The 21,885-nt window shown below is 74.5% G+C and carries 17 protein-coding genes and 1 pseudogene; 17 read left to right on the forward strand and 1 reads right to left on the reverse strand.

Annotated features, from left to right (window positions below; translation table 11 throughout):
• Nucleotides 1-40: 40 nt before the first annotated feature.
• The 3 genes from AC1VL8_RS06560 to AC1VL8_RS06570 all read left to right on the forward strand — a co-directional run bounded on the left by AC1VL8_RS06560 (nucleotide 41) and on the right by AC1VL8_RS06570 (nucleotide 4,798).
• Nucleotides 41-991: an o-succinylbenzoate synthase gene (locus AC1VL8_RS06560; RefSeq protein WP_389233300.1), complete on the forward strand. Its 951-nt coding sequence runs from the start codon at nucleotides 41-43 to the stop codon at nucleotides 989-991.
• Entirely contained in the window at nucleotides 988-2,772 is a 1,785-nt protein-coding gene (menD, locus tag AC1VL8_RS06565) for a 2-succinyl-5-enolpyruvyl-6-hydroxy-3-cyclohexene-1-carboxylic-acid synthase (protein ID WP_483074606.1), read from the forward strand. The genes AC1VL8_RS06560 and menD overlap by 4 nt, the downstream gene beginning before the upstream one ends.
• A gap of 112 nt (nucleotides 2,773-2,884) precedes the next feature.
• Complete coding sequence (locus tag AC1VL8_RS06570; RefSeq protein WP_483074607.1) at nucleotides 2,885-4,798, forward strand: S1C family serine protease; 1,914 nt, start codon at nucleotides 2,885-2,887, stop codon at nucleotides 4,796-4,798.
• Nucleotides 4,799-5,013: 215 nt separating this feature from the next.
• Here the strand turns inward: AC1VL8_RS06570 and AC1VL8_RS06575 are convergent, their stop codons facing one another.
• Nucleotides 5,014-6,381, reverse strand: a complete 1,368-nt coding sequence (locus tag AC1VL8_RS06575; RefSeq protein ID WP_483074608.1) for an isochorismate synthase — start codon at nucleotides 6,379-6,381, stop codon at nucleotides 5,014-5,016.
• Between the two features lie 141 nt (nucleotides 6,382-6,522).
• On the opposite strand from AC1VL8_RS06575, the pseudogene AC1VL8_RS06580 reads away from it, so the two are divergent.
• The 14 genes and pseudogenes from AC1VL8_RS06580 to nuoL all read left to right on the forward strand — a co-directional run bounded on the left by AC1VL8_RS06580 (nucleotide 6,523) and on the right by nuoL (nucleotide 21,882).
• Nucleotides 6,523-7,225, forward strand: a pseudogene (locus AC1VL8_RS06580) (demethylmenaquinone methyltransferase).
• A gap of 130 nt (nucleotides 7,226-7,355) precedes the next feature.
• Nucleotides 7,356-8,678, forward strand: a complete 1,323-nt coding sequence (locus AC1VL8_RS06585; RefSeq protein WP_483076197.1) for an NAD(P)/FAD-dependent oxidoreductase — start codon at nucleotides 7,356-7,358, stop codon at nucleotides 8,676-8,678.
• A 93-nt stretch (nucleotides 8,679-8,771) separates the two neighbouring features.
• Nucleotides 8,772-9,140, forward strand: a complete 369-nt coding sequence (locus AC1VL8_RS06590; protein WP_389233282.1) for an NADH-quinone oxidoreductase subunit A — start codon at nucleotides 8,772-8,774, stop codon at nucleotides 9,138-9,140.
• Nucleotide 9,141: 1 nt separating this feature from the next.
• Entirely contained in the window at nucleotides 9,142-9,693 is a 552-nt protein-coding gene (locus AC1VL8_RS06595; protein WP_389233279.1) for an NADH-quinone oxidoreductase subunit B, read from the forward strand.
• Nucleotides 9,690-10,487, forward strand: coding sequence for an NADH-quinone oxidoreductase subunit C (locus AC1VL8_RS06600; RefSeq protein ID WP_389233276.1), 798 nt, complete (start codon nucleotides 9,690-9,692; stop codon nucleotides 10,485-10,487). The genes AC1VL8_RS06595 and AC1VL8_RS06600 overlap by 4 nt, the downstream gene beginning before the upstream one ends.
• On the forward strand, nucleotides 10,484-11,842 hold the full coding sequence (locus tag AC1VL8_RS06605; RefSeq protein WP_389233273.1) for an NADH-quinone oxidoreductase subunit D: 1,359 nt from the start codon (nucleotides 10,484-10,486) through the stop codon (nucleotides 11,840-11,842). The genes AC1VL8_RS06600 and AC1VL8_RS06605 overlap by 4 nt, the downstream gene beginning before the upstream one ends.
• On the forward strand, nucleotides 11,842-12,747 hold the full coding sequence (nuoE, locus tag AC1VL8_RS06610) for an NADH-quinone oxidoreductase subunit NuoE (RefSeq protein ID WP_483074609.1): 906 nt from the start codon (nucleotides 11,842-11,844) through the stop codon (nucleotides 12,745-12,747). Before AC1VL8_RS06605 ends, nuoE begins: the two co-directional genes overlap by 1 nt.
• Nucleotides 12,747-14,090, forward strand: coding sequence for an NADH-quinone oxidoreductase subunit NuoF (nuoF, locus tag AC1VL8_RS06615; protein ID WP_483074610.1), 1,344 nt, complete (start codon nucleotides 12,747-12,749; stop codon nucleotides 14,088-14,090). Before nuoE ends, nuoF begins: the two co-directional genes overlap by 1 nt.
• Complete coding sequence (locus AC1VL8_RS06620) at nucleotides 14,087-16,729, forward strand: NADH-quinone oxidoreductase subunit G (RefSeq protein WP_483074611.1); 2,643 nt, start codon at nucleotides 14,087-14,089, stop codon at nucleotides 16,727-16,729. The genes nuoF and AC1VL8_RS06620 overlap by 4 nt, the downstream gene beginning before the upstream one ends.
• Nucleotides 16,726-18,093, forward strand: a complete 1,368-nt coding sequence (gene nuoH / locus AC1VL8_RS06625; protein ID WP_389233261.1) for an NADH-quinone oxidoreductase subunit NuoH — start codon at nucleotides 16,726-16,728, stop codon at nucleotides 18,091-18,093. The genes AC1VL8_RS06620 and nuoH overlap by 4 nt, the downstream gene beginning before the upstream one ends.
• Complete coding sequence (nuoI, locus tag AC1VL8_RS06630; RefSeq protein WP_483074612.1) at nucleotides 18,086-18,814, forward strand: NADH-quinone oxidoreductase subunit NuoI; 729 nt, start codon at nucleotides 18,086-18,088, stop codon at nucleotides 18,812-18,814. Before nuoH ends, nuoI begins: the two co-directional genes overlap by 8 nt.
• Entirely contained in the window at nucleotides 18,811-19,665 is an 855-nt protein-coding gene (locus AC1VL8_RS06635) for an NADH-quinone oxidoreductase subunit J (protein ID WP_483074613.1), read from the forward strand. The genes nuoI and AC1VL8_RS06635 overlap by 4 nt, the downstream gene beginning before the upstream one ends.
• Nucleotides 19,662-19,961 carry an NADH-quinone oxidoreductase subunit NuoK gene (gene nuoK / locus AC1VL8_RS06640; protein ID WP_389233252.1) on the forward strand — a complete coding sequence of 100 codons (300 nt, stop codon included), beginning with the start codon at nucleotides 19,662-19,664 and terminating at the stop codon, nucleotides 19,959-19,961. Before AC1VL8_RS06635 ends, nuoK begins: the two co-directional genes overlap by 4 nt.
• Before the next feature lie 7 nt (nucleotides 19,962-19,968).
• Nucleotides 19,969-21,882: an NADH-quinone oxidoreductase subunit L gene (nuoL, locus tag AC1VL8_RS06645; RefSeq protein WP_483074614.1), complete on the forward strand. Its 1,914-nt coding sequence runs from the start codon at nucleotides 19,969-19,971 to the stop codon at nucleotides 21,880-21,882.
• Nucleotides 21,883-21,885: the final 3 nt, after the last annotated feature.

Raw genomic sequence — 21,885 nt, forward strand, 5'->3', positions numbered from 1 at the left:
CCCCAGGGTAGGACGGCCGCGGACCCTCTACCCTGGCGACGTGCACGTCTACGCGATCCCCCTGCGGACGCGCTTCCGCCGGATCACCGTGCGCGAGGGCGTCCTGGTCCCCGGGGACGCCGGGTGGGGCGAGTTCAGCCCGTTCTGGGACTACGACGCCGCCGAGTCCGCCGCCTGGTGGCGCGCGACCCGGGAGGCGGCGGACGTCGGCTGGCCCGCGCCGGTGCGCGACCTGGTGCCCGTGAACGTCACGATCCCGGCCGTCGGCCCCGACGAGGCCCGCGCCCTGGTGCTCGCGTCCGGCGGGTGCACGACCGCGAAGGTCAAGGTCGCCGAGCCCGGGCAGGACGCCGCGCAGGAGGCCGACCGGCTCGCCGCCGTGCGGGACGCCCTGGGGCCGGGCGGCCGGATCCGGGTCGACGCGAACGCCGGCTGGGACGTCGACACCGCCGTGGACCGGCTGCTGCTGCTGGACCGGGCCGCGGGCGGGCTCGAGTACGCGGAGCAGCCGGTCGCGTCGGTGGCGGACCTGGCTCGCGTCCGCCGGCGGACACACGTGCCGATCGCCGCCGACGAGTCGATCCGCCGCGCCGAGGACCCGTTGGCCGTGGTGCGCGCCGACGCCGCGGACGTCGTGGTGCTCAAGGTCCAGCCGCTCGGCGGGGTGCGGGCGTGCCTGGAGCTGGCCGAGCAGGTCGGGCTCCCGGTGGTGGTGTCGTCCGCTCTGGAGACGTCCGTCGGCCTGGCCGCCGGGGTGGCCCTGGCGGCCGCGCTGCCCGAGCTGCCGTTCGCGTGCGGCCTGGCGACGGCCCAGCTGCTCACCGCCGACGTGGTGACCCACCCGCTGCTGCCGGTCGACGGCGCCCTGCGGGTCGCCGCGGCCCGGGACCTCGTGCCCGACCCGGAGCGGCTCGACACGACCGCCGCCGACGAGGCCACCGCCGCCCGCTGGGCCGAGCGGGTCGAGGCCGTCCTGGCGGTGTCCCGGTGACGCCCGGCGTCCCCGCCCCGGCACCCGCGCCGCACGCCGCCCGGGTGCTGGTCGCCGAGCTCGCCGCCCACGGGGTCCGGGACGTCGTGCTCGCCCCCGGGTCCCGCAGCGCGCCGCTCGCGTACGCGCTCGCCGAGGCCGCGCTGCCCGCGGACGAGCGCCCGGCCGGCGCCCCGGAGGTCCGGCTGCACGTCCGGGTCGACGAGCGGTCCGCGGCGTTCCTCGCCCTCGGGCTGGCCCGCGCCGCCGCCGTCGACGGACCGCCGCGGCCGGTCGCGGTCGTCACGACGTCCGGCACCGCGGTCGCGAACCTGCACCCCGCGGTGCTCGAGGCGCACCACGCGGGCGTCCCGCTGCTGCTCCTCACCGCCGACCGTCCGCACGAGCTGCGCGGCACCGGGGCGAACCAGACCACGGTGCAGACCGGCATCTTCGGCCCGGCGGTCCGGCTGGACGCCGACGTGCCGGCACCGGCGGGCCGCCCGGGGGAGGACCGCGACCTGCGGCACCTCGTCTCGCGGGCGGTCGCCGCGGCGCTCGGCACCCGCACCGGTGACCCCGGTCCGGTGCACCTCGACCTCGCCTACCGCGAGCCGCTGACCCCGGGTCCAGAGCCGTGGCCCGCCGCGGAGCCGTCGCCCGGCCGGGTCCAGGTCGCCGCGCGCGGCACGGCCGACGTGGCCGCGCCCGCCCGCGCCGCGCTGCCCGGCCCGGTGGTCGTGGTCGCCGGCGACGGCGCGGGACCCGACGCCCGGCGGCTCGCCGAGTCCGCCGGGTGGCCGCTGCTCGCCGAGCCGTCCTCCGGCGCCCGCGGCGGCACGCACGCGCTCGCGGCGTACCGCGTGCTGCTGGGCGACCCCGCGCTGGGCGGCCGGGTGCGCTCCGTCGTGCTGCTCGGCAGGCCCACGCTGTCGCGTCCGGTGAGCGCGCTGCTCGCCCGGGACGACGTCGACCTCACGGTCATCGCCCCGACCGGTGCCGGCTGGCCCGATGCCGGACGGGCCGCCGACCGGGTGCTGCCCGGCGTCCCGGCCGCGTGGCTCGCGGAGCCGCCGACCGAGCCCGGCACCTGGCTGCGCGCGTGGCAGCGGGCCGACGCCGCCGCGGGCACGGCCGTCGACGCCCTGCTCGACGACGACCCCGCCGCGCCGCCGACCCGCAGCACGCCGCCGATGACGGGGCCTGCCGCGGTGCGGGCCGTCGCGGCGGCGAGCGTGCCCGGCGACGTCCTGGTGGTGGGCTCGTCCAACCCGGTGCGCGACCTGGACCTGGTCGCGCGGTGGGACGAGCCGCCGGTCGTGCTCGCGAACCGCGGGCTCGCGGGGATCGACGGGATGCTGTCGACCGCCGCGGGCGTCGCGCTCGGCCTGCCGCGGCGCCGGGTGCGGGCGCTGGTCGGCGACCTCACGTTCCTGCACGACGTCGGCGGGCTGCTGCGGCCCGGTACGGAGCCGGACGTCGACCTCCAGGTCGTCGTGCTCAACGACGCCGGCGGGTCGATCTTCGCGACCCTGGAGCACGGCGCCCCCGAGCGCGCGCGGACGTTCGAGCGGGTGTTCGGCACCCCGCACACCGCCGACCTCGCGGCGCTGTGCGCGGGGTACGGGGTGCGGCACGTGCGCGTGTCCGACGCGACCGCGCTGGCCGCGGCGCTCGCGGCGCCCGGCCGGGGGACGTCCGTGGTCGAGGTGCGGGTGGACCGCGCCGACCGCCGGGGGCTCGGCGAGCGCCTGGTGGCGGCGGTCCGTGCGGCCGCGCGCACCGGCGCCGACCCCGGCTGAGCCGCCACCGCGCGCCACGCGTCATCGACGATTCGCAGCGGACTCCCAGGTTCCCCCGAGCACGGTTCCAGCGACGTGGGGTCTGATGGTGTCCACGAAGGAGGTACACCCCATGAGCAGCACCCCCGAGGGACCCCAGGACGCCGCCCGCGAGCCGCAGCCGGAGGGCACCGAGGCCGCCGAGCGCGCCGCGCACGAGCCCGCGACCGAGGTCGTCCCCACCCACGACGCCACCCCCGCGACCGAGGCCGTGCCGGCCCGCGACGCGCAGGACCACCCGGCCGCGCAGGACCACCCGCAGGACGCCCCGACGCAGCGCATCGCCCCCGCGGCGACGCAGCAGCTCCCGCAGACCCCGGCGAACCACACCCCCGCGCCGCAGGCCCCCGCGCAGCAGGCCCCCGCCGCGCCCCCGACGTCCGCGTACCCCGCGCCGTACCAGCAGCAGGCGCCGTACCAGCCGGCCCCGCAGCAGCAGGCGCCGCAGGGCTACCCCGGCGCGCCCGACCCGCGGCAGCAGCCGCGCTACGGCCAGTACGCCCCGCACCACCCGGGCGTGCAGCAGCACCCGGGGCAGCACCAGCACGCCGCAGGCCCCCAGCAGCACCCCGGCCCCCAGCAGCATGCCGGGCAGGGCCAGCAGCACCAGCAGCGGTCCGGCGACCCCCTGGCCGCGTTCCGCACGCCGGCCCCGGGCGCCCCCGGTGCGCCGGGTGCCCCCGGCCAGCCGCCGACCGGCGGCGGCGAGCACCCGACGGGCCTCGGCGCCGCGGGTGCGCCCGACGGGCACGGCGGCACGACCACCCGCACCCGCGAGCGCAGCATCTGGCTGCCGGTCGCGAGCGTCGGCGTGGCGGCCGCCCTGCTCGCCAGCCTCGGCACCGCGGCCCTGACCGGTGCGTTCGACGAGGGCACGTCGCGGGCCGCGGACATCAGCACCGTCGGCCGCTCCGGCACCGACACCGCCCCGGTCTCGGGCTCGACGGCCGAGAACCCGGACTGGCAGGCCGTCGCGTCGGCCGTGCAGGCGTCGGTCGTCGCGATCCAGGTGACGACCTCGTCCGGCGGCGCGGAGGGGTCCGGCGTGATCGTCGACACCGACGGGAACATCGTCACGAACAACCACGTCGTGTCCGGCGCCCAGGACGACAAGGTGCAGGTGACCCTCACCGACGGCCGCATCTTCACGGCGGACGTGGTCGGCACGGACCCCACGACGGACCTCGCCGTCATCCAGATCACCGACGCGCCGGACGACCTGACCCCGGCCTCGCTGGGCGACTCGACCGACGTCACCGTCGGCGACCCGGTGATGGCGGTCGGCAACCCGCTCGGCCTGGCCAACACGGTGACGACCGGCATCGTCTCGGCGCTCGACCGTCCCGTGTCCACCACGGAGAACGGCAGCAACGAGTCCGTCGTGACGAACGCCATCCAGATCGACGCCGCGATCAACCCCGGCAACTCGGGCGGTCCGCTGTTCGACGCGCAGGGCCGGGTCATCGGCATCACCTCGTCGATCGCGACGACGTCCAGCCAGTCCGGGTCGATCGGCCTCGGGTTCGCCATCCCGGTGAACCTCGCCGACATGGTCGCCCAGCAGCTGATCGCCGACGGCACCGCGGAGCACGCGTTCCTCGGGGTCGGCCTGTCGGACGGCACGGCGACGGCCGACGGCGTGACGCGCTCCGGCGCGCAGGTCGAGTCGGTGACCTCCGGGTCCCCGGCGGCCGAGGCGGGCGTCCAGAAGGGCGACGTCATCGTGGCGATCGACGGCAAGGCCGTCGCGGGCGCCGAGTCGCTCACCGGCTACGTCCGGGCGCAGGCGTCGGGCGACCAGGTCGCCCTCACGCTGGTCCGCGACGGCGCGTCGCAGGAGGTGGACGTCACGCTCGCTGTCCGCGAGGAGACCGCCGCGGACTCCGGCTCCGGCTCCGGCCAGGGCTCGGCCCCGTCGAACCCGGAGGACATGACCCCCGAGCAGCTCTGGGAGTGGTTCCAGCAGCAGCAGGGCGGCGGTCGCTGACGACCCCCTGATCGACCCGGGCGGGTCCCCCCTGCCCCGCCCGGGTCCCGGCGACCCCCGACGCGCGCTCACCCCCGGCCGCGCGTCGGGGGTCGCGTGCGTCCACCCCCGCGCCCCGAACCGCCGGGATGGCAGCGCTCGCCTGCGTCACCGGCCTCGCGCGGAGGCGGGCACTGCTATCTCGGCGAACGGGGTGGCGGAGGGGCGCGGGTGCGTCAGTCCGTGGCGAGGGCCGTGCGCATGGGGACGAGCTTCGCGCGGGACTCCGCGAGCTCCGCGGCGGGGTCGGACGCCGCGACGATGCCGCAGCCGGCGAACAGCCGCAGCCGGTGCGGGTCCTCGGCGTCGACCTGGGCGGACCGCAGCGCGATGCCCCACTCGCCGTCGCCGTCCGCGCCGACCCAGCCCACCGGCCCGGCGTACCGGGCGCGGTCCATGCCCTCGATGCGGCGGATCAGGTCGCGGGCGGCCTCGGTCGGCGTGCCGCAGACCGCGGCGGTGGGGTGCAGCGCCGCGGCGAGCGCGAGCGACGTCGGGTGCCCGGCGACGGCGGCCGGCGCCCCCGGCAGACCGGGGACCGTGCCGAGGGGCTCGCCGACGCCGGCCAGCACGCCGGTGACGTCGGAGGCCAGGTGCAGCACGTTCGGCAGGTGCAGCACGAACGGGGCGTCGGGCACGTTGGTGGAGGAGCAGAACGGCGCGAGGGCCCGGGCCACCGAGGTGACCGCGTACTCGTGCTCCTCGAGGTCCTTGGACGAGTGCGCGAGGATCGCCGCGCGGGCGAGGTCGGCGTCGTCGTCGCCGGTGCGCCGGATCGTCCCGGCGAGCACGCGCGAGGTGACCAGGCCCTTCTCGGACCGGACCAGCAGCTCGGGGGTGGCGCCGATCATGCCGTCGACGGAGAACGTCCAGCAGGTCGGGTAGTGCTCGGCGAGCCGCCCGAGGGCGTGCCGGACGTCGAGGGGCTCGGCGGTGCGCGCGATCTCGTCGCGGGCGAGCACGACCTTGTCGACCTCGCCGGCCCGGATCGCGGCGACCCCGCGGGCGACGACGTCGGTCCAGTCGTCGGCGGCGACGGAGCCGGGGGCGTAGGTCACCTCGCCCGGGGCGTGCACCGGGGTCAGCCCCGCGACGTGCCGGGCGAGCAGGCCCGCGTCGGGGGCGGCGCCGAGCGTCCCGGCGGTCTCCACCACGGTGAGCCAGGCGCGCCCGTCGCGCCGGCCGACGACGACGCGCGGGACGACGAGCACCCCGCCGGCGGCGGACGCGTCGTCGAAGGCGAACGACCCGAACGCGACGGGCCCGGTGCCGGGCAGCCGCACCTCGTCGCGGACGACGGCGTGCGCGACCAGCCGGTGCCACGCGCGCTCGGCGTCGGCGAACCGCTCGGCGCCGGCGACCTCGACGCGCACGGCCTCGCCCCAGCCGACGAGCCCGTCGCCGCGGCGCACCCAGGTCAGCGGCGCGTCCTGCGGCAGCAGGGACAGCAGGTCGTCGGGGGCGTCGAGGGCGATCGTGCGCACCACGAGGGGGCCGGGGTGCGAGGACGGCGCGCGGTCGTCGTCGCGCAGGGGGCTGGTCATCGCCGACCAGGGTACGACCGCCGCGGGAGCACCTGCGCGCCGGGCCCGGGTGACGCGTGCGCCGGTCCCCGGACGACGCGTGCGCCGGTCCCCGGACGACGCGTGCGCGCCGGGGGCACGACGACCTGACACGATGGGCCCATGCCTCGCGCCTCCCTCGACAAGGACCCCCACGACGTCGCCACGATGTTCGACGGCGTCGCCCGCCGCTACGACCTGACCAACGACGTGCTGTCGCTGGGCCAGGACCGGATGTGGCGCCGCGCGACGCTGAAGGGCCTGGCGGCGCTGCCGGGGGAGACGGTGCTGGACCTGGCGGCGGGGACGGGCACGTCGAGCGAGCCGCTGGCGGACGCGGGCGTGAAGGTCGTCCCGTGCGACCTGTCGACGGGGATGCTCGCGGTCGGCAAGCTTGCGGCGGCCCGACCTGCCGTTCACCGCGGGCGACGCGACGGCGCTGCCGTTCGCGGACGCGTCGTTCGACGCGGTGACGATCTCGTTCGGGCTGCGCAACGTCGTGGACACCGTCGGCGCGCTGCGCGAGATGCGCCGGGTGACGAAGCCGGGCGGCCGGCTGGTGGTGTGCGAGTTCTCGGCGCCGACGTGGGCGCCGCTGCGGACCGTGTACTCGGGCTACCTGATGCGGGCGCTGCCGAAGGTGGCCCGGGTCGTCGCGCGGGAGTCGGACGCGTACGCGTACCTGGCGGAGTCGATCCGCGACTGGCCGGACCAGCTGGGGCTCGCGGAGCTGCTGCAGGAGGCCGGCTGGCGCTCGGTGGCGTACCGGAACCTGTCCGGCGGGATCGTCGCGCTGCACCGGGCGACAAATCCTGGGATCAATTAACGACAAAACGTGGGACGAAAGTCCCGGCACGTCCTCAGGGAAGCGACGACGCTACTCAGGCAACCCTTCGCAGACATCCGGCGCGACTTCTCACTAGACTCGGTCGCATCAGGTGTGAAGGCATTCACAAATGGGGCGGACAGTGCACAGTGGCAAGAGCGACGACGCGGACGTCATCGTCGTCGGAGCCGGACCCGGCGGGTCCAGCGCGGCCTACCACTGCGCTGCCGCGGGCCTGTCGGTGCTGCTGCTCGACAAGGCGGAATTCCCCCGTGACAAGGTCTGCGGCGACGGTCTGACCCCGCGCGCGGTCGCCGAGCTCACCCGGATGGGCGTGCCGCTGCGCGAGCAGGACGGCTGGATCCGCAACGTCGGGCTGCGCGTGCTCGGCGGCGGCCACGTGGTCGAGCTGCCCTGGCCCGAGCTCTCCTCGTACCCGTCGTACGGGCTCGCGCGGTCGCGGATGTCCCTCGACCACCTGCTGCTCGAGCACGCGCGGGCCGCCGGGGCCAAGGTCCAGGACAGGACCAACGTCACGGGTCCCCTGATCGACGAGCGGACCGGCCGGGTCGTGGGCGTGCAGGCGCGTCCGGTCGACGGCGACGGCCGCCGCGCGGGCGACCCCGTCACGTACCGCGCCCCCGTCGTGATCGCCGCCGACGGCGTCTCCGCCCGGCTCGCGACCGGTATGGGCCTGGAGAAGCGGGTGGACCGCCCGATGGGCGTGGCCGTGCGCACCTACTTCCGGACCCCGCGCCACGACGACCCGTGGATGGAGTCGCACCTGGAGCTTCTGGGACGGCAGGCCGGGCGAGTCGGACCTGATGCCCGGCTACGGCTGGATCTTCTCCCTCGGCGACGGCACCGCCAACGTCGGCCTCGGCTCGGTGTCCTCGACCGCCGCCGCGACCAAGGTCGACTACAAGGACCTGTTCGCGAAGTGGATGGCGAACGCCCCTGCGGAGTGGGAGTTCACCGAGGAGAACCAGATCGGCCCGGTCCGCGGCGCCGCGCTGCCGATGGGCTTCAACCGCGGGCCGCTGTACGGCCGCGGGCTCATGCTGGTCGGCGACGCCGCCGGGATGATCAGCCCGTTCAACGGCGAGGGCATCGCCTACGCCCTGCAGGCCGGCCGCGTCGCCGCCGACGCGATCGTGCAGGCCACCGCCCGGGGCACCGCCGCCGGCCGGGAGCGCGCGCTCGCCACGTACGGCGCGCGGATGAAGGACGACCTCGGCGGGTACTACACGCTCGGCCGGGTGTTCGTGAAGCTGATCGAGCACCCGCAGGTCATGCGCGCGTGCACGCGGTACGGCCTGCCTCGCCCGCTGGTCATGCGCTTCACGCACAAGCTGCTCGCCGACTGCTACGAGCCGCGCGGCGGCGATGCGGTCGACCGGGTGATCGCCGGCCTGGCACGTCTGGCGCCGGCCTCGTGACCGCCCCGCCCTGACCCACGGGGGCACCGGCCTCGCCCGCCGGACCGCCCCCCCGCACACCTCCACAACCCCGCGGAAGCACTCCACCCCCCACCGGGAGAGCACCGATGACCAACCCGTACGTCCCCCTCCTCGTCATGATGGGGATCGCCGCGCTCCTCGCGATCGGCGGTCTCGCCGCCAGCGCCGTGCTGGGCCCGAAGCGCTACAACCGCGCGAAGCTCGAGGCCTACGAGTGCGGCATCCAGCCGACCCCGCACGCGGTCGGCGGCGGCCGCTTCCCCGTGAAGTACTACCTCGTCGCGATGACGTTCATCGTCTTCGACATCGAGGTGGTCTTCCTCTACCCGTGGGCCGTCGACTTCACGGAGCTCGCGATGTTCGGGCTCGTCGCGATGGTGGGTTTCCTGGCGCTGATCACGGTGCCCTTCCTGTACGAGTGGCGCCGCGGCGGCCTGGACTGGGACGAGGACTGACATGGGGATCGAGGACGCCCCCTCGGGGTTCGTGCTGACGACGGTCGAGAAGTTCGCGGGCCTGGCCCGCAAGGGCTCGGTGTGGCCGGTGACGTTCGGCCTGGCGTGCTGCGCGATCGAGATGATGGCGACGGGCGGGTCCCGGTTCGACATCTCCCGGTTCGGCATGGAGGTGTTCCGCGCCTCGCCGCGCCAGGCGGACCTGATGATCGTCGCGGGCCGGGTGAGCCAGAAGATGGCCCCGGTCGTGCGCCAGGTCTACGACCAGATGGCCGAGCCCAAGTGGGTCCTGTCGATGGGCGTGTGCGCCAGCAGCGGCGGCATGTTCAACAACTACGCGATCGTGCAGGGCGTCGACCACGTCGTGCCGGTCGACATCTACCTGCCCGGCTGCCCGCCGCGCCCGGAGATGCTGATCAACGCGATCCTCGAGCTGCACGAGCAGATCAAGGCCGAGCCGCTGGGCGGCAACCGCAGCCGGATCGCCGCCGAGGTCGAGGCCGCGGCGCTGCGGGCCACCCCCACCTCGCACATGACGGGACTGCTGCGATGAGCGACGAGAAGCGCGACGCCGCCGCGGCGGTGACGACCGGTGACGCGGCCGCGGCCGACGCGGGCTCCCAGCGGACCAGCGAGACCGCCCTCGAGGCCGGCTCGCAGCACGTCCCGGCGGACCGCACGATCCCGCTGGAGGTCGTCGACGTCCGGCAGGGCATGTTCGGCGTGCACGGCTCGGGCGACACCTCCGGGTTCGGCGGGCTGGTGCAGACGGTCGTGCTGCCCGGGCCGAGCGAGCGGCCCTACGGCGGCTGGTTCGACGAGGTCGTCGACGTGCTGGCCGAGCTGCTGGACGCGTCGGGCACCGGGTTCGACGCGGCGGTCGAGTCGGTCGTGGTCGACCGCGGCGAGCTGACCCTGAACATCGCCCGCGAGCACGTCGTCGAGGTGTCGCAGCACCTGCGCGACGACCAGGACCTGCGGTTCGAGCTGTCGCTCGGCGTCTCCGGCGTGCACTACCCGCACGACGCGGGCCGCGAGCTGCACGCCGTCTACCACCTGGTGTCCGTCACGCACGGCCGCCGGCTGCGCCTCGAGGTCGCGGTGCCCGACGGCGACGCGACCATCCCCACGACGGTCGGGGTCTACCCGGCCAACGACTGGCACGAGCGCGAGACCTGGGACTTCTTCGGCATCGTCTTCACCGGCCGCACCGACCTGGCGCGGATCGAGATGCCGGACGACTGGCCCGGGCACCCTCAGCGCAAGGACTACCCGCTCGGTGGCATCCCCGTGGAGTACAAGGGCGCCACCGTCCCGCCGGCCGACCAGCGGAGGCAGTACTCATGAGCACCCAGACCCCTCCGGACGTCCGCGCGACCGGGCACGTCGTCGACGACGAGACCGAGGGCGTGCGCACCTTCGAGGCCACCGGCGGCGACTGGTCCGACATCGCCGAGGAGGCCGCCCGGCTCGGCGAGCAGCGCATCGTCGTCAACATGGGCCCGCAGCACCCGTCGACCCACGGCGTGCTGCGCCTCATGCTCGAGATCGACGGCGAGACGGTGACCGAGGCCCGCGCGGGCATCGGCTACCTGCACACCGGCATCGAGAAGAACATGGAGCACCGCACCTGGACCCAGGGCGTGACGTTCTGCACCCGCATGGACTACGTCGCCCCGCTGTTCCAGGAGGCCGCCTACTGCCTGGCGGTCGAGAAGCTGCTCGGCATCACCGACGACATCCCGGAGCGCGCGACCCAGATCCGGGTCCTGATGATGGAGCTCAACCGGATCGCGTCGCACCTCGTGTGCCTCGCGACCGGCGGCAACGAGCTCGGCGCCACGACGATCATGACCATCGGGTTCACCGCCCGCGAGGAGGTCCTGCGGATCTTCGAGCTGGTCACCGGCCTGCGGATGAACCACGCGTACATCCGCCCCGGCGGCGTCGCGCAGGACATCCCCCCGGGCGCGCTCGACCAGGTCGGCGAGGCGCTGACCGGGGTCCGCCGCTACATGAAGCAGCTCGAGGACCTCATGCTCGGGCAGCCGATCCTCAAGGGCCGGCTGAAGGACGTCGGGGTGCTCAACCTCGCGGGCTGCATGGCGCTGGGGATCACCGGCCCGATGCTGCGCTCCACCGGCCTGCCGTACGACGTCCGCAAGGCCGCCCCGTACTGCGGGTACGAGACCTACGACTTCGACGTGCCGGTCTCCGAGGGCGCGGACTGCTGGGACCGCCTGGTCCTGCGCATCGAGGAGTGCTACCAGTCGATGCGGATCGTCGAGCAGGTCGTCGAGCGCCTGCAGCGGTCGGCCGGGCAGCCGGTGATGGTCGCGGACAAGAAGATCGCGTGGCCCGCGCAGCTGGCCATCGGGTCGGACGGCATGGGCAACTCCCTCGACCACATCCGCGAGATCATGGGCACCTCGATGGAGGCCCTGATCCACCACTTCAAGCTGGTGACGGAGGGGTTCCGGGTCCCGGCGGGCCAGGTGTTCCAGACCGTCGAGCACCCCCGCGGCGAGCTCGGGGTGCACCTCGTGTCCGACGGGGGCACCAAGCCGTACCGGGCGCACTTCCGCGACCCGTCGTTCAACAACCTGCAGTCCGTGTCGGTGCTGTGCGAGGGCGGGCAGGTGGCCGACGTGGTCTGCTCGGTCGCGTCCATCGACCCGGTGCTCGGAGGGGTGGACCGCTGATGTCGACGATCGACCACCCGCGCATGCCCGGTTCGGGGCGCCCGCGCGCGACCTACGACGAGGCCACGCGCGCCCGGCTCGCCGCCGACGCCGCGCAGGTCGTCGCGCGGTACCCGGACCCGCGGTCGGCGCTGCTGCCGCTGCTGCACCTCGTGCAGAGCGAGGACGCGTACGTCAGCCCCGCGGGCATCGCGTTCTGCGCGCAGACGCTCGACCTGTCCACCGCCCAGGTGTCCGCGGTCGCGACGTTCTACACGCAGTACAAGCGCCGCCCCAACGGCCGGTACACCGTGGGCGTCTGCACCAACACGCTCTGCGCGATCATGGGCGGCGACGCCATCTGGGAGCAGCTGACCGACCGGCTGGGCATCGGCAACGACGAGACCACCGCGGACGGCGCCATCACGCTCGAGCGGATCGAGTGCAACGCGGCCTGCGACTACGCGCCGGTCATGATGATCAACTGGGAGTTCTTCGACAACCAGACGCCGGAGTCCGCGGCCGACGTGGTCGGCCGGCTGATCGCGGGGGAGCCCGTGGCCCCGACCCGTGGCCCGGCGCAGGTGCAGACCTTCAAGCAGGTGTCCCGCGTGCTCGCCGGGTTCCCCGACGGGCTGGCGGACGAGGGCGTGGCCGCCGGCGAGCCGACGCTGCGGGGCCTGGCGCTGGCGCGCGAGCGCGGCTGGACCGCCCCGGCGTTCGAGGGCGGCACGCAGGGTGACTCCGCCCACGTCGACGCCCCGCACGCCGCCGAGGTCCCCACCGCGCCCGCCTCCGGCGGCGAGCAGTCGAGCGTCGACCGCCCCGCGGCCGGTGCCGAGGACCGCGGCGCCGAGCAGTCGGAGGCCGAGCACCGTGCGGACGACACCAGCGAGCCCGCCACCGACGAGACGAAGGAGTCGTGATGGGCGACACGACGCTCACCCCGGTGCTCAGCGAGCGCTGGGACGCCGACCGGTCCTGGACGCTGGCGACCTACCAGGCGCGCGGCGGCTACCGCGGCCTGCGCCGGGCGCTGACGATGGACCCCGCCGACGTGGTCACCACCGTGAAGGACTCCGGCCTGCGCGGCCGTGGCGGCGCGGGGTTCCCGACCGGCATGAAGTGGGGCTTCCTGCCCGCTCCGGACGGCGGCCCCCGCTACCTGGTCGTCAACGCCGACGAGTCCGAGCCCGGCACCTGCAAGGACATCCCGCTGATGATGGCGGACCCGCAGGTGCTGATCGAGGGCGTGGCGATCACGTCCTACGCGATCGGCTGCCACCACGCGTTCATCTACGTGCGCGGCGAGGTCGTGCACGTCTACCGCCGGCTGCTGAAGGCCGTCGAGGAGGCGTACGCGGCCGGGCTGCTCGGGAAGGACATCGAGGGCTCGGGCTACGACCTCGACGTCACCGTGCACGCCGGCGCCGGCGCGTACATCTGCGGCGAGGAGACCGCGCTGCTCGACTCGCTCGAGGGCAAGCGCGGTCAGCCGCGCCTGAAGCCCCCGTTCCCCGCGGTCGCGGGCCTCTACGCGCGGCCGACCGTGGTCAACAACGTCGAGTCCGTCGCCTCCGTGCCGGGCATCCTCGTCGGCGGCTCCGACTGGTTCCGCTCGATGGGGACCGACCGGTCGCCGGGCCACGGCCTGTTCTCGCTGTCCGGCCACGTCGCGCGGCCCGGGCAGTACGAGGCGCCGCTCGGCATCACGATGCGCGAGCTGCTGGAGATGGCCGGCGGTGTCCGCGAGGGCCACGAGCTGAAGTTCTGGACCCCGGGCGGCTCGTCGACGCCGATCTTCACCGCGGAGCACCTCGACGTGCCGCTCACCTACGAGGAGGTCGGCGCGGCCGGGTCGATGCTCGGCACCCGCGCCCTGCAGGTGTTCGACGACACCGTGTCGGTGGTCAAGGCCGTGGCGCGCTGGACGCAGTTCTACAAGCACGAGTCCTGCGGCAAGTGCACCCCCTGCCGCGAGGGCACGTTCTGGCTCGCGCAGGTGCTCGGCCGGCTCGAGGCCGGGCAGGGCACGTCGGGGGACATCGACCTGCTGCTCGACCTGTGCGACAACATCCTCGGCAAGGCGTTCTGCGCCCTCGGCGACGGCGCGACCAGCCCGATCACCTCGGCCATCCAGTACTTCCGGGACGAGTTCGAGGCCGGGACGCACACCCCGGCGGACGTGCTGTTCCCGCCGGAGCGCTCGACGCTCTTCCCCTACACGCCCCGCCGCACCGGCGCGCAGCTCGCGGGAGCCCACGCATGACCGTGACCGATCAGAAGAGCGCCGTGCCTGCGGTCCAGGACGGCGTCACGTTCACCATCGACGGCATCGAGACCACGGTGCCGAAGGGCACCCTGGTGATCCGGGCCGCCGAGCAGCTCGGCATCCAGATCCCGCGGTTCTGCGACCACCCGCTGCTCGCGCCCGCCGGCGCCTGCCGGCAGTGCATGGTCGAGGTCTGGGCCCCGGGCCGCGACGGCAAGGTCGCGAAGATGCCCAAGCCGCAGGCCTCCTGCACGCTGACCGCGACGCCCGGCATGGACGTCCGCACGCAGCGCACCTCGGCCGAGGCCGACAAGGCGCAGCACGGCGTGATGGAGCTGCTGCTCATCAACCACCCGCTGGACTGCCCGGTCTGCGACAAGGGCGGCGAGTGCCCCCTGCAGAACCAGGCGATGTCGAACGGCCGCAGCTCGACCCGGTTCGTCGACGTCAAGCGCACGTTCCCCAAGCCCCTGGCGATCTCCACGGAGATCCTGCTCGACCGCGAGCGGTGCATCCTCTGCCAGCGGTGCACCCGGTTCTCCCGGGAGATCGCGGGCGACCCGTTCATCGACCTGCAGAAGCGCGGGGCGATGCAGCAGATCGGGCGGTTCGACGCCGACGTGCTCGGGTTCGCGGGCGCGGGCGCGGGCGACGATCCTGACGGCTCGACGGGCACCCTCCCGGCCGGCGGCCCGGTGCTGCTCGGTGCGGAGATCCCCGTCGGACCCGCTGCGCCCACAGTGGACGACGACCGCTCTGGATCGCCGTTCGCCTCCTACTTCTCCGGCAACACCGTGCAGATCTGCCCGGTGGGCGCGCTCACCGGCGCGGCGTACCGGTTCCGCGCCCGGCCGTTCGACCTGGTGTCGACCCCCGGCGTCAGCGAGCACGACTCGTCCGGCTCGGCGCTGCGCGTCGACCACCGCCGCGGCGTGGTGCTGCGCCGGCTGGCCGGCGAGGACGCCGAGGTCAACGAGGAGTGGCTGACCGACAAGGACCGGTTCGCCTTCACCTGGCAGGCCGCCGCCGACCGGATCGCCACCCCGCTGGTGCGGGACGTCGCGGCGGACGGGACCCGCGGCGAGCTGCACCCCGCCTCCTGGGTCGAGGCCCTCGAGGTCGCCGCGCACGGCCTGGCGCAGGCCCGGGACGCCGGCGGCGTGGGCGTGCTGCCCGGCGGCCGGCTGACCGTCGAGGACGCCTACGCGTACGGCAAGTTCGCCCGCGTGGTGCTCGGCACCAACGACGTCGACCTGCGGGCCCGCCCGCACTCCGACGAGGAGCTCGCGTTCCTCGGCCACGCCGTCGCCGGCACCGGCCTGGGCGTGACGTTCCGCGACCTGGAGGCGGCCCCCGCGGTGCTGCTCGTCGGCCTGGAGGCCGAGGAGGAGGCGGGCGTCGTGTTCCTGCGGCTGCGCAAGGGCGTCGTCGCCGGTCGCACCCGCGTGCTGTCCGTCGCCCCGCTCGCGACCCGCGGGCTGGAGCGCCTCGACGGCGACCTGATCGCCGCCGCACCCGGCACCGAGCCGGAGGTGCTGAACGCCATCGGCACCGGCGACCTCGCCGACGCCGCCGCGGCGCTCGGCGCCGAGGGTGCGCTGGTCCTCGTCGGCGAGCGGCTCGGTGCCGTGCCCGGCGGTCTGTCCGCCGCCCTGCGGCTCGCCGAGCGCACCGGCGCCCGGCTCGCCTGGATCCCGCGGCGCGCGGGGGAGCGCGGCGGCGTCGAGGCCGGCGCCCTGCCGACCCTGCTGCCCGGCGGCCGCCCGGTCGTCGACCCGGCCGCCCGCGTCGACGTCGCCGCCGCCTGGGACGTCGAGCAGCTGCCCGCCGCGCCGGGCCGGGACGCCACGGCGATCCTGGCCGCCGCGGCCGACGGCACGCTCGGCGGCCTCGTGGTCGGGGGCGTCGAGCTCCGCGACCTGCCGGACCCCGCCGCCGCCCGGGCCGCGCTCGAGGCGTGCGGGTTCGTCGTCTCGCTCGAGGTCCGCGCCTCCGAGGTGACCGCCCTGGCCGACGTCGTGCTGCCGGTCGCCCCGCCCGTGGAGCGCCCCGGCACGTTCGTCACGTGGGAGGGCCGCCCGCGGCCGTTCCCGCAGGCGCTGACGTCCACCGCCATGCCCGACCACCGGGTGCTGGACGCGCTCGCGGACGAGATGGGCGTGACCCTGGGCCTGCGCACCGTCGCGGCCGTGCACGCGGACGCCGAGGCGCTGCGCGAGGGCTGGGACGGCGCACGCGTCGACGCCCCGGCCGTGCCCGCCGCCGAGCCGCCCGCCGTCGCCCCCGGGCACGCGGTGCTGGCGACCTGGCACCTGCTGCTCGACTCCGGCCGGCTCCAGGACGGCGAGCCGTTCCTCGCCGGCACCGCCAAGCGCGCGGTCGCCCGGCTGTCCGCCGCGACCGCGGCCGCCGCGGGCATCACCGACGGCGCACCGCTGACCGTGGCGACCGACGCGGGGACGATCACGCTGCCGGCGGTGGTCACCGAGATGGCCGACCACGTCGTCTGGCTGCCGACCGCCTCGGGCGCCAGCCAGGTCCGGTCCGCGCTGCACGCGCTGCCCGGCGACCTGGTGCGGATCGCGCCCGCGATCGACCCGACCGGCTCCACCGAGGACGAGGAGGGGGCCGCATGATCGGCACCGGCGCGGCCGACTTCAGCCAGGACGTGTTCTGGGTCTGGCTGCTCAAGGCCGTCGGCATCATCGTGTTCCTGCTGGTGAGCGTGCTCATCGCGATCTGGTTCGAGCGCCGCGTCGTCGGCCGGATGCAGCTGCGCCCGGGCCCGAACGTGCACGGCCCGTTCGGCCTGTTCCAGTCGCTCGCGGACGCGATGAAGCTGCTGCTCAAGGAGGACGTCACCGTCAAGGCGGCCGACAAGGTCGTCTACCTGGTGGCGCCGTTCATCGCGGTGTTCTGCTCGCTGCTGACCTACGCCGTGATCCCGTTCGGGCCCGAGGTGTCGATCTTCGGCGTCCTCACCCCGCTGCAGCTCACCGACTTCCCGGTCGCGGTGCTGTACGTCCTGGCGTGCGCCTCGGTCGGCGTCTACGGCATCGTGCTCGGCGGCTGGTCGTCCAACTCGACCTACCCGCTGCTCGGCGCCGTGCGGTCCACCGCCCAGGTGATCTCGTACGAGCTGTCGATGGGCCTGTCCCTGGTCAGCGTGTTCATCCTGGCCGGGTCGATGTCGACCTCCGAGATCGTGTCCTCCCAGACCACGGTCTGGTGGCTGATCCCGCTCGCGCCGGCGTTCGTCATCTACGTCATCTCGATGGTCGGCGAGACCAACCGGCTGCCGTTCGACCTCCCCGAGGCCGAGGGCGAGCTGGTCGGCGGCTACACCACCGAGTACTCGTCGATGAAGTTCGCGTGGTTCTTCCTCGCCGAGTACATCAACATGCTCAACGTCTCGGCCGTCGCGACCACGCTGTTCTTCGGCGGCTGGCGGGCCCCGTGGCCGCTGTCGGCGATCAACGACGGGATGTTCAACGAGGGCTGGTGGCCGCTGCTGTGGTTCGTCGGCAAGGTCTGGCTGTTCATGTTCCTGTTCGTCTGGATCCGCGGCACGCTGCTGCGGTTCCGGTACGACCAGTTCATGAACTTCGGCTGGAAGGTGCTGATCCCCTCCGCGCTGGTCTGGCTGGTCTGCGTCGCGGTGGTGCAGGGCGTGCGGCAGTTCGCCGACGTCGACATCCGCACGGTCGCCGGCGTGCTCGGCGGGATCATGGCCCTGGTCGTGATCGCGTCGTTCCTCATCCCGGAGAAGAAGCCCGCACCGGACGGCCCGGCGGCCGACGAGCCGTTCGACGCGTTCGCCGGCGGCTTCCCCGTCCCGCCGCTGCCCGGCCAGGTGCTGCCGCCGTCGCCGCGCGCCGCGCGCCGCGCCGCCCAGCAGCCCGCGGCCCCCGCCCTCGTCGGCGGGCCCGCGACCGACACCGAGCAGCCGGACCAGGGCGACGCGCCCGGGTCCCCCACCCAGGAGGTGCCGCGTGGCTGACACGCCCGACAAGGCCGTCCAGAAGCGTGCCGTGGGCGGTGAGGTCGCCGCCCACCAGCCGTACGAGTCGCTGATCCCGAAGCGCGGCCCGGTCGCCGACGCGCTCGGCCCCGCCGCCGGCTTCGGCGTCACGATCAAGAACTTCTTCAGCAAGACGGTCACCGAGCAGTACCCGTTCGAGACCGCCCCCGTGAAGCCGCGGTTCCACGGCCGGCACCAGCTCAACCGGTACCCCGACGGCCTGGAGAAGTGCATCGGCTGCGAGCTGTGCGCCTGGGCGTGCCCCGCGGACGCGATCTACGTCGAGGCGTCCGACAACACCCCCGACCACCAGATGTCGCCCGGGGAGCGGTTCGGCAGCGTCTACCAGATCAACTACCTGCGCTGCATCTTCTGCGGCCTGTGCATCGAGGCGTGCCCCACCCGCGCGCTGACCATGACCAACGAGTTCGAGCTCGCGGGCCCCACCCGCGAGGGCCTGATCTTCGAGAAGCAGGACCTGCTCGCGCCGATGGCCGAGGGCATGCTCGCCGCCCCGCACCCGATGGTCGAGGGCACCACCGACACCGAGTACTACCGCGGCGAGGTCATCGGGCCGACCGCCGCGCAGGTCGACTGGGTGGCCGGGCTCCGCCCCGAGGACCCGACGCTGGACGCGGCCCGTGCGCGCGCCGCCGCGACGTCCGCGCCGACCGGCACCGCAGGGCAGGAGGCCCGATGACCCCGAGCACCGCCGAGGCGGTCCTGTTCTGGGTGCTGGCGCCGATCATGGTGCTGGCCGCCCTCGGTCTGCTGCTGTCCCGCAAGGCCGTGCACGCGGCCCTGTGCGTCATCACGATCATGATCTCGCTGGCGTTCCTCTACATCGCGCAGGAGGCGCCGTTCCTCGGCGTCGTCCAGGTGGTCGTCTACACCGGCGCCGTGATGATGCTGTTCCTGTTCGTCCTCATGCTGGTCGGCGTCGACGCGTCCGACTCCCTCGTGGAGACCATCCGCGGGCAGCGGTGGGTGGGCTGGATCGCGGCGCTCGGCCTGATGGCCGTGCTCACCGGCGTCGTCGGCCGCGCGGTCTACCCGGACGCCGTCGGCCTGGCCGAGGCGAACGGGCCGGGCAACCCGGTCGGCGTCGCGCGGATCATCTTCGGCGAGCACGTGTTCGGCCTCGAGGTCGTCGGCGCCCTGCTGGTCACCGCCGCGCTCGGTGCGCTGGTGCTGACGCACCGCCAGCGGCTCAAGGCGGTCGTGAAGCAGCCCGAGCGGGCCGCCGCGCGCGTCGCCGCCGGCGCCCGCCTCACGCCGCTGCCCGCCCCCGGCGTGTTCGCGGGCCGCAACGCGATGGACGTCCCCGCGCTCGACCCGCAGGGCCGGCCCATCGAGGAGTCGGTGTCCCGCGTGCTGCGGATCCGCGGCCAGCAGGCGTCCACCACCCCGTACCGGGCCGACGCCGCGGCGATCGCCGCGGCCGACGGCGGCGACGGCGCGCCCGTGGCCGCCGACCCCGGCTCGACCACCGGGCCCACGAGCGACGTCGCGCTCGGCGGGGCCTCGACCCGGACGGAGACCCAGCCGTGAGCCTCACGCACTACCTGGTGCTGTCCTCGATCCTGTTCTCGCTCGGCGCCGCCACGGTGCTGCTGCGCCGCAACGCGATCATCGTGTTCATGGGCGTCGAGCTGATGCTCAACGCCACGAACCTCGCGCTGGTGACCTTCGCGCGGCTGCACGGCGACCTCACGGGCCAGGTCATGGCCTTCTTCGTGATGGTGGTCGCCGCGGCGGAGGTGGTCGTCGGCCTGGCGATCATCGTGTCGATCTTCCGCACCCGGAAGTCGGCGTCCGTCGACGACATCAACCTGCTGAAGAGCTGAGGGGACCGTGGACCTGAACTCCCTCGCACCGCTCCTGGTGGCGGTGCCCCTCGCGAGCGCGGCCGTGCTCCTGCTGCTCGGCCGGCGCGCCGACCGCTGGGGCCACTGGCTCGGGGTGCTGGCGTCCGGCGCGGCGTTCGTCGTCGCCGCGGTGCTGCTCACCGACCTGCTCGGCCGCGACGCGCACGACCGCGTGGTCGACGTGCACCTGTTCGACTGGATCTCCGCCGGCCGGTTCGACCTGGCCGCCGGGCTCCGCGTCGACCCGCTGTCGCTGACCTTCGTGCTGCTGGTGACCTTCGTCGGGACGCTGATCCACCTGTACTCGGTGGCGTACATGGCGCACGACGCCGCGCGCCGCCGGTTCTTCGCGTACCTCAACCTGTTCATCGCGGCGATGCTCGTGCTGGTCCTCGCGGACTCGTACCTGCTGCTGTTCGTCGGCTGGGAGGGCGTCGGCCTGGCGTCCTACCTGCTGATCGGGTTCTGGAACCACCACACCCCGTACGCGGTCGCCGCGAAGAAGGCGTTCGTCGCCAACCGCGTCGGCGACGTCGGCCTGCTGGTCGCGCTGATGCTGATGTTCGCGACGTTCGGCGCGGTCGACTTCGACACCGTGGCGGCGGGGGTCGGGGGCGCGTCGCAGGGCACGCTCACCGCGATCGGCCTCATGCTGCTGCTCGCCGCGTGCGGCAAGTCGGCGCAGTTCCCGCTGCAGTCCTGGCTCGGCGACGCGATGGCCGGCCCCACGCCGGTGTCCGCGCTGATCCACGCGGCCACGATGGTCACCGCCGGCGTCTACCTGATCGTCCGGTCCGCGCCCGTGTTCGAGGGTGCACCCACCGCGCAGCTCGTCGTCACGATCATCGGCGCGATCACGCTGCTGATCGGCGCGATCATCGGCTGCGCGAAGGACGACATCAAGAAGGCGCTCGCCGCCTCGACGATGTCCCAGATCGGCTACATGGTGCTCGCCGCCGGCCTCGGCCCGGTCGGGTACGCGTTCGCGATCTTCCACCTCGTCACCCACGGGTTCTTCAAGGCCGGGATGTTCCTCGGCGCCGGGTCCGTCATGCACGGCATGGACGACCAGACCGACATGCGCCGGTTCGGGGGCCTGCGGAAGTACATGCTCGTCACCTGGGTGACGTTCGGGGCCGGCTGGCTCGCGATCCTCGGTGTCCCGCCGTTCTCCGGGTTCTGGAGCAAGGACAAGATCATCGAGTCCGCGTTCGTGGTCCCCGAGGTCGGCGGCGAGTGGCGCGCCTGGCTGTTCGGCGCGGTCGCGCTGGTCGGCGCCGGGATCACCGCGTTCTACATGTCGCGGCTGTTCTTCCTGACGTTCCACGGCAAGCAGCGCTGGGCCCCGAAGGCCGACGGCCACGAGCAGCACCCGCACGAGTCGCCCGCGCTGATGACCGTCCCGATGGTCGTCCTCGCGATCGGCTCGGTCGCGCTCGGCTTCGTGCTCCAGCTCGGCGGCGGGTTCACCACCTGGCTCGAGCCGGTCACCGGTCACGTCGAGCACCACGAGCCCGTGCTCCCGGTGCTGGTCATCCAGGTCGCCACGCTGGTCGCGGTGGCGCTCGGCCTCGCGCTCGCCTGGCGGCAGTACCTGTCCCTGCCGGTGCCCGAGGTGGCGCCGGACGGGTCCGTCCTGACCCGCGCCGCCCGGGTGGACCTCTACCAGGACGCGGTCAACGACGCGGTCCTGGTCGAGCCCGGCCGGCACCTGACCCGCTCGCTCGTCTACGGCGACCGCACCGCGGTCGACGGGGCGTTCACGGGCCTCGGCCGTCTCACGGTCGGGATCGGGGAGATCGTGCGGAAGCTGCAGTCGGGCTACGCCCGGCAGTACGCCGCCACGATGCTCCTCGGCCTCGTCGTCCTCGCGGTCGTCGTCCTGGCGCCCCGGATCTGAGGG

The sequence above is a fragment of the Cellulomonas sp. KU4C genome (assembly GCF_056868065.1).